This window comes from Rhodovarius sp. (assembly GCF_040399605.1).
Taxonomy (GTDB): domain Bacteria; phylum Pseudomonadota; class Alphaproteobacteria; order Acetobacterales; family Acetobacteraceae; genus Rhodovarius; species Rhodovarius crocodyli_A.
The window spans coordinates 21,633-31,096 of sequence record NZ_JBBARU010000044.1 but is presented as its reverse complement, the minus strand read 5'-3'; the positions used below and the strand labels follow the sequence as shown (position 1 = coordinate 31,096).

13 protein-coding genes are annotated in these 9,464 nt (G+C 67.5%); 5 read left to right on the top strand and 8 right to left on the bottom strand.

Going from position 1 to position 9,464, the window contains the following annotated elements:
* The 5 genes from ABWP84_RS12035 to ABWP84_RS12015 form a co-directional block, all read right to left on the bottom strand.
* Positions 1-229 (bottom strand): flagellar biosynthetic protein FliR (locus ABWP84_RS12035; RefSeq protein WP_353212277.1); only part of this gene is annotated, 229 nt, incomplete at its 3' end.
* On the bottom strand, positions 226-501 hold the full coding sequence (locus tag ABWP84_RS12030) for a flagellar biosynthetic protein FliQ (RefSeq protein ID WP_353212276.1): 276 nt from the start codon (positions 499-501) through the stop codon (positions 226-228). The genes ABWP84_RS12035 and ABWP84_RS12030, both read right to left, overlap by 4 nt.
* A gap of 47 nt (positions 502-548) precedes the next feature.
* Positions 549-842, bottom strand: coding sequence for a flagellar hook-basal body complex protein FliE (gene fliE / locus ABWP84_RS12025; RefSeq protein WP_353212275.1), 294 nt, complete (start codon positions 840-842; stop codon positions 549-551).
* Complete coding sequence (flgC, locus tag ABWP84_RS12020; protein ID WP_353212274.1) at positions 842-1,249, bottom strand: flagellar basal body rod protein FlgC; 408 nt, start codon at positions 1,247-1,249, stop codon at positions 842-844. The genes fliE and flgC overlap by 1 nt, the downstream gene beginning before the upstream one ends.
* A gap of 11 nt (positions 1,250-1,260) precedes the next feature.
* Positions 1,261-1,620: a flagellar basal body protein gene (locus ABWP84_RS12015; protein WP_353212273.1), complete on the bottom strand. Its 360-nt coding sequence runs from the start codon at positions 1,618-1,620 to the stop codon at positions 1,261-1,263.
* A 146-nt stretch (positions 1,621-1,766) separates the two neighbouring features.
* Between ABWP84_RS12015 and ABWP84_RS12010 the strand changes: the two genes are divergently transcribed.
* From ABWP84_RS12010 to fliP, 3 genes are read left to right on the top strand one after another with little or no spacing between them, the layout of a single operon-like run.
* The gene (locus tag ABWP84_RS12010) at positions 1,767-2,066 is read left to right on the top strand and encodes a hypothetical protein (protein ID WP_353212272.1); all 300 of its coding nucleotides are present in this window, start codon (positions 1,767-1,769) and stop codon (positions 2,064-2,066) included.
* Positions 2,063-2,326 carry a flagellar biosynthetic protein FliO gene (locus tag ABWP84_RS12005; protein ID WP_353212271.1) on the top strand — a complete coding sequence of 88 codons (264 nt, stop codon included), beginning with the start codon at positions 2,063-2,065 and terminating at the stop codon, positions 2,324-2,326. Before ABWP84_RS12010 ends, ABWP84_RS12005 begins: the two co-directional genes overlap by 4 nt.
* On the top strand, positions 2,323-3,045 hold the full coding sequence (gene fliP / locus ABWP84_RS12000) for a flagellar type III secretion system pore protein FliP (protein ID WP_353212270.1): 723 nt from the start codon (positions 2,323-2,325) through the stop codon (positions 3,043-3,045). Before ABWP84_RS12005 ends, fliP begins: the two co-directional genes overlap by 4 nt.
* Here the strand turns inward: fliP and ABWP84_RS11995 are convergent, their stop codons facing one another.
* Positions 3,046-4,149: an alpha-hydroxy acid oxidase gene (locus ABWP84_RS11995; protein ID WP_353212269.1), complete on the bottom strand. Its 1,104-nt coding sequence runs from the start codon at positions 4,147-4,149 to the stop codon at positions 3,046-3,048.
* A gap of 70 nt (positions 4,150-4,219) precedes the next feature.
* On the opposite strand from ABWP84_RS11995, the gene ABWP84_RS11990 reads away from it, so the two are divergent.
* Positions 4,220-5,077, top strand: coding sequence for an isocitrate lyase/phosphoenolpyruvate mutase family protein (locus ABWP84_RS11990; RefSeq protein ID WP_353212268.1), 858 nt, complete (start codon positions 4,220-4,222; stop codon positions 5,075-5,077).
* A gap of 111 nt (positions 5,078-5,188) precedes the next feature.
* On the opposite strand, the gene ABWP84_RS11985 is transcribed toward ABWP84_RS11990, so the two are convergent.
* Positions 5,189-6,847 (bottom strand): acyl-CoA dehydrogenase family protein, encoded by a 1,659-nt coding sequence (locus ABWP84_RS11985; RefSeq protein WP_353212267.1) that lies wholly within the window; start codon positions 6,845-6,847, stop codon positions 5,189-5,191.
* Positions 6,848-6,888: 41 nt separating this feature from the next.
* Here ABWP84_RS11985 and ABWP84_RS11980 point away from each other — a divergent pair, with 41 nt between their 5' ends.
* Positions 6,889-7,836, top strand: coding sequence for an SMP-30/gluconolactonase/LRE family protein (locus ABWP84_RS11980; protein ID WP_353212266.1), 948 nt, complete (start codon positions 6,889-6,891; stop codon positions 7,834-7,836).
* Here the strand turns inward: ABWP84_RS11980 and ABWP84_RS11975 are convergent.
* Complete coding sequence (locus tag ABWP84_RS11975; RefSeq protein ID WP_353212265.1) at positions 7,763-9,460, bottom strand: hypothetical protein; 1,698 nt, start codon at positions 9,458-9,460, stop codon at positions 7,763-7,765. The two genes, ABWP84_RS11980 and ABWP84_RS11975, sit on opposite strands and share 74 nt — an antisense overlap.
* Between the last annotated feature and the right edge of the window lie 4 nt (positions 9,461-9,464).

Here is a 9,464-nt window from a genome sequence, read left to right as displayed (position 1 = left end):
CCAACAGCGCAAAAGGCGCCTCTGGCGCGGCTGGCAGCAGGGGGGCCAGCAGCGGCAACAGCAACAGGGTGACCAGCAGCCCCAGGCCGAGGCGGATATTGGCCGGCACCTCCTGCTCGCCCAGGCCTGGCAGCAGCATGCTGGCCGCAGCCATGCGGCAGAACACCAGACAGGCCTGGTAGGCCAGGGCTGGCAGGCTGGCGAGCAGGGCGGCATCATCCGCCGTCACGGCAGGCCACCGATGGCGACCATCTGATCGAATAATTGCAGGCCCCAGGCCTGCAGCACCTGGCCCATGAAGGGCCCCAGCCACATCAGCACCCCCCCCATCACCGCGATCTTCGGCAGGAAGGCCAGGGTGGATTCCTGGATTTGCGTCACCGTTTGAATGAGCGAAATGACCACGCCTACCAGCAGCATGGCCAAAAGCGGCGGCCCGCCGAGCTGCAGGCAGACCCATATGGCGTGACGCATGGCCTGTGCGGCCGGTTCCTCCAGCACTATTCCGCCTCCTGCGGCTTGAGTGGTGAGCTTTGCCCAGGGCGGCGTCAGATCGGCATGCGCATCACATCCTGATAGGCGGAGACCACCCGGTCGCGCAGGGTGGTGGCGGTTTGCAGAGCGAGTTCAGCTCGGGAGACCGCCAGAACCACATCGGTCACGCTGCCCTGGCCCTGGAGCGCCTGTGTGGCGGCGGTATCAGCGCCGCGTTGCACCTCCACCACACCTTCGACGGCGCGTTGCAGGGTGGCAGCGAAATCCCCCCCCGCATCGCCAGCCAGGCTCTGCGTGGCGCGATAGGCCGCTGCCACACCGGTTGCGGCGAGAATCGGTGCAGGCATCAGCGCAGCGCCTCGATCGCGCGGCTGAGCATGCCGCGCGTGGTCTCCAGCACGGCCAGATTCGCGCTATAGCTGCGCTGCGCCTCACGCATGTCCATGCTCTCGATCAGGCTGTCGACATTGGGGCGGCGCACATAGCCGCGGGCATCGGCAGCGGGGTGGCCGGGGTCGTATTCCTCGGGGAATTCGCCCGGCGCTTCGGCCACGCGTGCCACCTGCACCATGCGCGCACCCACCGCACGGTCCAGCCTATTGTCGAAGGTGATGGTCTTGCGCCGATAGGGTTCGGCGCCCGGCGTTTGGCCGGTGCTGTCGCGATTGGCGATATTTTCGGCCACGACACGCAGCCGGGCGGATTGTGCGGCCATGCCGGCGGCGGAAATGCTCAGGGCGCGATCGAGATCCATAGGCAATGCTCCTAGCTGTTGCGGCCCAGCGCGGTGCGGAACAGCGCCAAGTATTTGCGATGCAGGCTCATGGCCAGGCTGTGCTGGCTGTCAGTCTCGGCAATGCGCAGCGCCTGTTCATCGAGCGAGACGCCATTGCCATCGGGCGTGCGTTCCATCGCCATACGGTCGGCCCGGGGGCGAAGGCCGCCGCCCTGTGGTGCGATATGCGCGGCATTGGTGCGGGCCAGGTCAGGCCCCGCCGCATTGGCCAGCAGCCGCGCGAAGGGCGCCACATCCCGCGCCCGATAACGCGGGGTATCCGCATTGGCGACATTCTCCGCCAGCACGCGTTGGCGCCCATCCAGCCAGGAAAGGCGGCGTTCAGCCAAGGTGACAGGATTGGATAAGGCAGCGACCATGGCGCCATGATGCATATGCGAGGTTAACCGAAGGTGAAGCCGCCCTCCGCGTTTTCTCGCCCCGGCCCGATGCTGCGTTAACCGGATGGAAAGAGCTTGCTGGGCAAAATCTGCCCATGCCGAAACACCCGCACCCGATCAGCCCTGAGCCGGATATGCCGCCCGATACCAGCCTGATCATGCCCAGCCTCACCGCCCTGGCCAGTATCGAGGCCATGCGCGGCACCCTGGCCATGGCGCGCGCGCTGCTTGAGGGGGGGCGCGTGGTTGAACTCGCGGGCCTCGAAGTGGAAGCCGCCGGCATCTGCCAGGCGCTGGGTGGTCTGCCCCAGCATGCCGCCCGCGCCCTGCGCCCGGCGATGTTGACGCTGATGCAGGAGGTGGAGGCGCTGGCCCTCCTCATGCCCGAGCGATGAGCGCCGAATTCCTCCTCTCGCTGGCGCAGGCCCTCGGGGCCTTGCTGGCTGTGCTCGGCCTGGTCTGGTTACTGGCCCGCGGGGCGCGGCAGGTTGGAATCGCCGCTCCCGCCAATCCCCAGGCGCGGCTGGGGCTGGAGGCGAGGCTGCCGCTCGACGCCAAGCGCCGGCTGCTGCTGCTGCGGGTGGATGGGCGCGAGGTTCTGCTGCTGGTCGGCCCGCAGGGTGAGACGCTGCTGGGCTGGCTGCCTACACCATGATGCGCGCGCTGGTTTTGGTGGCGCTGGCCATGGCCGGCCCTGCGGCGGCGCAATCCGTCTCGATTGATCTGGGCGGCCAACAGGCCGGCGCCAGTGGCCGCCTGCTGCAATTGGCAGCGCTGGTGGGGCTGCTCTCCCTCGCCCCCTCGCTATTGGTGATGGCCACCGCCTTCACCCGCATCGTCATTGTGCTGGCCTTGCTGCGCAGCGCCCTTGGCGCGCAGGGCGTACCCCCCAATCCGGTGCTCATAGGCCTGGCATTGTTCCTGACCTATTTCGTCATGCAGCCGGTTTTCGATGCCGCATGGATCGCCGGCATCGTGCCAATGAATGAAGGCCGGATGGAACCGATGGAGGCGATCTCGGCCGCGGCCGAGCCCTTCCGCCGGTTCATGGCGGCCCAGCTGCGCGAGGCTGATCTCAACCTCTTCCTCAATATGGCGCAATTGCCCGCCGCCAGCCCTGCCGAGGCACCTTATCGCGCGCTGATGCCGGCCTTTTTGGTGAGCGAACTCAGGCGCGCCTTCGAGATCGGCTTCATCATCTTCCTCCCCTTTCTGGTGATCGACATGGTGGTGGCCTCGCTGCTCATGTCGCTGGGGATGATGATGCTGCCGCCCTCGGTGGTGGCGCTGCCCTTCAAGCTGATCTTTTTCGTGCTGGTCGATGGATGGAGGCTGCTGTCAGGCAGCCTCGTCCAGGGTTTCACACCAATCTGATCAATAGCCTTCCTTCAATAGCGGGAAGGCGCTGTGCACATGGGGGAAGACCACCGGCGGCGCGCCGGCATGGACATGGCCGCGCGTCAGCTCGGCGAAGGAATTCACCCCCGTCAGCCCCAGCGCCTTCACCACCTCATCCTCCAGGATTTCCAGCATGCGGGTGACGCCAGCCGCGCCATCCGCCGCCAGTGCATAGAGGTAGAGCCGGCCAATGCCGACCCAATCGGCGCCCAGCGCAATCGCCTTCACGATATCCGTGCCACGGCTGACGCTGCCATCGACCATGATCTTGGCCCGCCCCGCCACAGCCTGCACCACCTCGGGCAGCACATCGAGGCTGCCGCGGCCATGGTCCAATTGCCGCCCGCCATGATTGGAGACGTAGATCACCTCCACCCCATGGCGCACCGCGATCTCGGCATCCTCGCCCGTTCCGATGCCCTTGATGATCAGCGGGATCCGGTGCTTGTCATGGAAGCGCTTGATGTCGTCCCAGGAGAGCGCGGCCTGGACGTCCATGCCGGTATTGGCCGCCCGCCAAGTCTTGACGAAGCGCTTGGAGATATCGCGTTCACGCCGCGAATAATGCGCCGTGTCCACGGTAATGGCGAAGGCGTCATAGCCCGCCGCGATCACCCGTTTGGCAATGGCATCCTGCCAGTCATGGTCGCCGCGGACATAAAGCTGGAAGACCTTGGGGCCGGTCGCCGCTGCCGCGGTCTCCTCGATGCCCGGCTGGCTCACGCTGCTGAGGATGAAGGGCACGCCAAAAGCGCCCGCGCCCTTGGCGACCGAGGCGCCGCCGCCGGCCTCGAAGGATTCCAGCGAGCCCACCGGCGCCAGCAGCACCGGCAGCCGGATCCGGTGGCCATAGAAATCCACACTCGCGTCAACATGGCTCACATCGCCCAGCACCCGCGGCCGCAGCGCCACCGTGTCCAGCGCCATGCGGTTGCGCGCAAGGGTGGTTTCGCTCTCGGTCGCGCCCACCAGGTAGTCCCAGGTGTTGTGGTTCAGCTTCTTGCGCGCTTCCTTGATGAACTCATGCAGAACCAGATACTTCTCGTCACCGGCCTCGTTGCGATGAAATCTGTCGCTCATGGCGCCCCTCCGTGTTTCCCCCACACGCTATGCGCGCCATCATGGGGCCGCAATATGGGGAGGTCCTGCGATGAAGTGGCAAAAGCGGCGTGAGGCGGCACGGGCGGTATTGGCGGGGAGTGCGTGCATCCATCCCGCCTCGGTGCATGACCCGCTGACCGGGCGCATCGCCGAAAGCCTGGGCTTTGAGCTGGGCATGTTCGCCGGTTCCATCGCCTCCCTGACGGTGCTGGCCGCACCCGACCTCATCACCCTCACCCTCACCGAATTCGCCGAACAGGCGCTTCGCATCAACCGCGCCTGCACGCTGCCGCTGGTGGTCGATGCCGATCATGGCTACGGCAATGCGCTTAATGTGATGCGCACGGTGGAGGAGTTGGAGGTCGCCGGCGTTTCGGCCATGTCGATCGAGGATACCGAATTGCCGCGGCCCTATGGCGTGGAAAAGCCCCGGCTGATCAGCCTCGATGAGGGTGTGGGCAAGGTCCGCGCTGCCCTGGCCGCGCGGGTGGATCCCAGCCTGGCCATCCTCGCCCGCACCGGCGCCACCTCGATCAATGGCCTTGATGACGCGCTGCTGCGGGCGCGGGCCTATTGCGCCACCGGGGCCGATGGGCTGTTCCTGACAGGCGTGACCACCCGGGCCGAACTCGATGCCCTGGCCGAGGTGGCAACCCTGCCGCTCATCCTGGGCACGCTCACCCCCGCCATTGCCGATCGCGATTATCTGGCCAGCCGGGGGGTGCGGGTGGCGCTGCAGGGGCATTTGCCGATCCAGGCGGCGATCCAGGCGGTGCATGCCACGCTCAAGGCGCTGCGCGAGGGCACCAAACCGGCCGATATCACCGGCACCGCCCCGCCCGCCCTGGCCAAGATGGCAGGGCGTGAGGCCGAGCACGCGGCCTGGACTCAGGCCTTTCTCGGATAGACCGTGATGCGTTGGGGCGGCATCGCCGTAAACGCTTTATCATCCTCTCAGCGATGCCTAGCCCACGCCCCGTGAACGCATGTGAACGCCGCGTGGGCCCGGCCATAGGCCTTAGAACATCGCCAGCACGGCGTCTTCCTGCGCGGTATCGTCGCGCTGGGCCAGCGGGTCCCGCGGGGCGAGGCGGTGGTGGAGCACCAGCGCCGAGAGCGCGGCGCGGGCGGGGCAGGGCAGGCGCTCGCCCTCCCAATGCAGGGCGGCCGCGGTGGTGGTGTGATACAGTGCGCTGGCGGCCTGCCGCGCCAAAGCGGGATTGCCCAGCGCCGCCTGGGTCAGGGCCTGCGCCCGGGCCAGGGCGTCATGCAGATCAGGCCGGGCATTGCCCAGCAACCCGGCCACATGGGCTGCCAGCACCGGCAAGGCGCCCTCACGCTCGGCCGCGCGCAGCACATCGAGGGCCACGATATTGGACGTGCCCTCCCAGATACTGCCCAGATGGCTGTCGCGCAGCAGCCTCGCATCAGGGAAGTCCTCAATATAGCCGCAGCCGCCGCGCACCTCCATCGCATCGCCGGCCACCTTTCTGGCATCGCGGCAGGCGCGGAACTTGATCAGCGGCGTCAGAACCCGCAGCAATTTCCGCGCCGCCTCGTCGCCGGCATCGGCGCGGGTCATGGCATCGGCGGTCTGGAACAGCATGCTGCGGGCCTGTTCGGCGGGCAGGATCATTTTGGTCAATTGCCGGCGCATCAGCGGCATCTCGATCAGTCTTTTGCCAAAGGCCACCCGGCGCTGGGCCACGAAAATCGCCTCGGCACAGGCCCGGCGCATCATCCCCGCCGCCCGCACGCCATTGGACAGCCGGGAGGAATTCACCATATCCGCCATCTGCTTGAAGCCGGCATCCGGCTCGCCCACCAGATAGGCCGTGGCCCCGGCCAGCGAGATCTCGCCCGAGGCCATCGAGCGGGTGCCCAGCTTGTCCTTCAGCCGCACGATCCGGTAGCTGTTCAGCGTGCCATCGGGCAATTCGCGCGGCAGCAGAAAGAGCGAGACGCCTTTCAGCCCCGGGCTGTCACCGCGCCGAGCCAGCACCAGCGCCATGCCGGCATCGGGGTTGGAGCAGAACCATTTCTCGCCGCGCAGCCGCCAGTTGCCATCCTCCGCCGGTTCGGCGATCACCGCGGTATTGGCGATATCGCTGCCCGCGCCCTGCTCGGTCATGAACATCGCGCCCTGGCGCAGGCTGTCCATATCGGTGCTTGTCAGCGCCGGCAGGTAGCGCGCCACCAATTCGGCCGAGCCATAGCGGCGGAGGGTGCGGGCCAGGCTATCGGTCATATTGACCGGGCACATCAGGCCGAATTCGCTTTGCACAAACAAATAGGTCAGGGCGTATTTCGCTGCCGCTGGCATGGCGGAAGGCCAGCCCAGCACCCCCGGCCGATGGCTCATGGCGGCGAAGCCATAATCGGAGAAGGCACGCCGCGTCATGCTCAGATAGGCGGGGTGGTACTCGATATGCTGCACATCCTCGCCACGGCGGTTGCGGTGGTGCAATTGCGGCGGGTTGCGGTCCGCTGCCGCGGCCTCGCCATCCAAAGCGCCGCCGACCAGGCCGCCTAGGGTTTCGAAATGCGGCATCAGATGGGCGTAGAGCGGCGGCGGCAGATAAAGCCGCGCCATGGCCGCCCCCCAGGGGTCGACCGTAAAGAAATTGACATCTTGGCTGTCTGGAACGGCGGCAGCGCCTTGCGGAGCGATATGCATGGCGCAAGCATGGGCCAGAACAGCGTCCCAAGGAAAGATCAATGACCTGGCAACCCAGCGCACGCTATCCCGACCCTGCAATCCGTGTGCTCGACCCGAGCTTTCGCGCCTATCATATCGTGCTTTCCGCGGTGGAGCGGCTTTACACCGGCACACGCTGGGGTGAGGGGCCGGTGTGGTTCGGCGATCAGCGCTGCCTGCTGTGGAGCGACATCCCCAATAATCGCATCCTGCGCTGGGATGAGGAGACCGGGGCGGTGAGCCATTTCCGCAAACCCTCCCGACAGGCCAATGGCCATACGCGCGACCGTGAGGGGCGGCTGATTTCGGCCGAGCATGGCGGGCGCTGCATCAGCCGCACCGAGCATGATGGCAGCATCACCGAACTCGCCACGCATTTCCGCGGCAAGCGGCTGAATTCGCCCAATGACGTCGTGGTGAAGACCGATGGCAGCATTTGGTTCACCGACCCGCCCTTCGGCATTGCCGGCTATTACGAGGGCGACAAGGCCGAGGCCGAATTGCCGGGCAATGTCTATCGCATCGATGGCCAGAGCGGCGAGGTCACGCTGGTGGCGGAGGGCATTCCCGGTCCCAATGGCCTGGCCTTCAGCCCCGATGAATCAAAGCTCTATATCGTCGCCTCGCGGGCCGAGCCGCGGGAATTCCTGGTCTGTGACGTGCGGGGGGCGACGCTGTCGGCGCCGCGCGTCTTCATTCGCTGCGCGCCGGGGGAGACGCCGGATGGTTTCCGCGTCGATATCGATGGCAATCTCTGGTGCGGCTGGGGCATGGGCACCGATGAATGGGATGGCGTGCGGGTCTTCAACAAGGCCGGCGCCGCCATTGGCCATATCAGCCTGCCCGAGCGCTGCGCCAATGTCGCCTTTGGCGGGCGGCACCGCAACCGTCTCTTCATGGCGGCGGCGCAGGGGCTTTATGCCGTCTATACCCACGCCCAGGGCTGCCCCTATCCCGGGCCGCGCTGAGGGCTGAGAGCGCCAGGGCGACCAGCCATGCCAGCAGCGCCGCGGCCGAGATGGCCAGCCCCAGCCGCTGCACCGGCAGGGCGGCGGCGCTGATCACCACCAATGGCCCGCGGCCCGGCAAGAGCCGCGCGCGGGCCAGCCCAGTTGCGATGTCCAGGCTCAGTTCACAACCCGTGCAGCGCAGCCCAGGCCAGTGGAAGAGCGGCAGCAACACCGCCTCACCCTGCGGCAGCATCGCGCGCGGCTGCCCCGGGCGGCTGCGATCCAGCACGGCGCATGGCTGGGCCGCGCAGATGCGCGCCAGAATGGCCCGGCGCGCATCCTGCTCCTGCCAGCCCAGCCCGGATTGGATGGCGGCGGCCGGCAGATACTCAGGCGGCATAAACTCGGCATAAAAGGGCTGGCGGAAGCGCGCCGGGTCGCGCTCGGCGGGGTATTGCAGCAGCGCATCGCGATAGGCCATCGCCGCCCCCGGCGGCAGCGGCAACCTCTCGGCCCAGGGGTAGAGCAGCAGCAGCGCCATGCAAGCCAGCACAAGCATCACCACCCGCCTGGCCCGCCCGCCTGCCATCCATAGCCCGGCGGCAACGCCCCCCGCCATCAAGGAGAGCCAGGGCATGTGCCGCCAGGGAAATTGCACATAGACGATGATGGGTAGATGCGGCCAAAGCCAGGTGAGTGGTGGCACCATGCTCAGGCAGAGCAGGGCGGCGCAGCGGGCGCAGGCGGCCCCACCGCCGGGGCGTGCCATCCCGGCCAGTGCCAAGCCCAGCCCCAGCGCCCAGGAGAGGTAGAGCATCGCCCATGAGGCCGCGACCGGCCCGGCCTCTGCGCCGCTGAACAGCGCCATCTGTGCCATCCGCGCTGCTGCGTTCCATCCCTCCTCATTGATCAGCGGCCGCAACAGGGCGGCGGGCAGCAGAAACCAGCCGGCCAGCGCCGCCCCCGCCACGCCGCCCAGCATCACCATGAAACCCGCGCGTCTCCCCCTTGTGGCCGCAACCCAGGCGGGAATGATCAGCGCCGCCAGTAGGGTTTGTTGCAGATGGGTGATGGCCAGCAGGCCATAGCCCAGCGCGATCAGCAGCAAGGGGATGCGGCGCTGGCCCGGCAGCATCGCACGGTCCGCAGCCAGCAAGAGCCATGGCAGCAGGCCCACCGCCACCGTCTCGGCATAGCGAAACCCCATCAGCGGCCCATGCAGCAGGCAGGCGGGGAAGAGCAGCCAGATTGCGCCTGCAACCGCCGCGCCGGAGGCCGATGCGCCACGCCGCGCCACCCATAATGTCACGCCCACCCCGCCGAGCACCCGCGCCAGGGCCAGCACCGCCGAAAGCGCCGTATCCGGCGCCATGCCCAGCCACAGCAGCGCCAACGCCGGCAGATAGGCGCCGGGGCCATAAAAGATGGGCGCAGGGCTGCCCAGCCCGGCGGTGGCCTCGAAGAACCACAGCGGCGGCAAGACCCCCCGCCAGGGCTCCTGCGCCAAATTCGTCAGCATGACGATGTGGAAACCGCCATCATAGCCGCTATTCCAGCCCGGTAGCGGCATGCCGCGCAGCAGATGCATCGCCGCTACGGCCATGCATAAAAGGGCGAGGCTGGCCGCCGGCAGGGCGCGCATGGCG

Coding starts and splice junctions, on each gene's coding strand:
- fliE (WP_353212275.1), bottom strand. CDS start 842: ATGCCTGCACCGATTCTCGCCGCAACCGGTGTGGCAGCGGCCTATCGC.
- fliP (WP_353212270.1), top strand. CDS start 2,323: ATGATGCGCGCGCTGGTTTTGGTGGCGCTGGCCATGGCCGGCCCTGCG.
- flgC (WP_353212274.1), bottom strand. CDS start 1,249: ATGGATCTCGATCGCGCCCTGAGCATTTCCGCCGCCGGCATGGCCGCA.
- ABWP84_RS11990 (WP_353212268.1), top strand. CDS start 4,220: ATGAAGTGGCAAAAGCGGCGTGAGGCGGCACGGGCGGTATTGGCGGGG.
- ABWP84_RS11975 (WP_353212265.1), bottom strand. CDS start 9,460: ATGCGCGCCCTGCCGGCGGCCAGCCTCGCCCTTTTATGCATGGCCGTA.
- ABWP84_RS11985 (WP_353212267.1), bottom strand. CDS start 6,847: ATGCATATCGCTCCGCAAGGCGCTGCCGCCGTTCCAGACAGCCAAGAT.
- ABWP84_RS11995 (WP_353212269.1), bottom strand. CDS start 4,149: ATGAGCGACAGATTTCATCGCAACGAGGCCGGTGACGAGAAGTATCTG.
- ABWP84_RS12010 (WP_353212272.1), top strand. CDS start 1,767: ATGCCGAAACACCCGCACCCGATCAGCCCTGAGCCGGATATGCCGCCC.
- ABWP84_RS11980 (WP_353212266.1), top strand. CDS start 6,889: ATGACCTGGCAACCCAGCGCACGCTATCCCGACCCTGCAATCCGTGTG.
- ABWP84_RS12005 (WP_353212271.1), top strand. CDS start 2,063: ATGAGCGCCGAATTCCTCCTCTCGCTGGCGCAGGCCCTCGGGGCCTTG.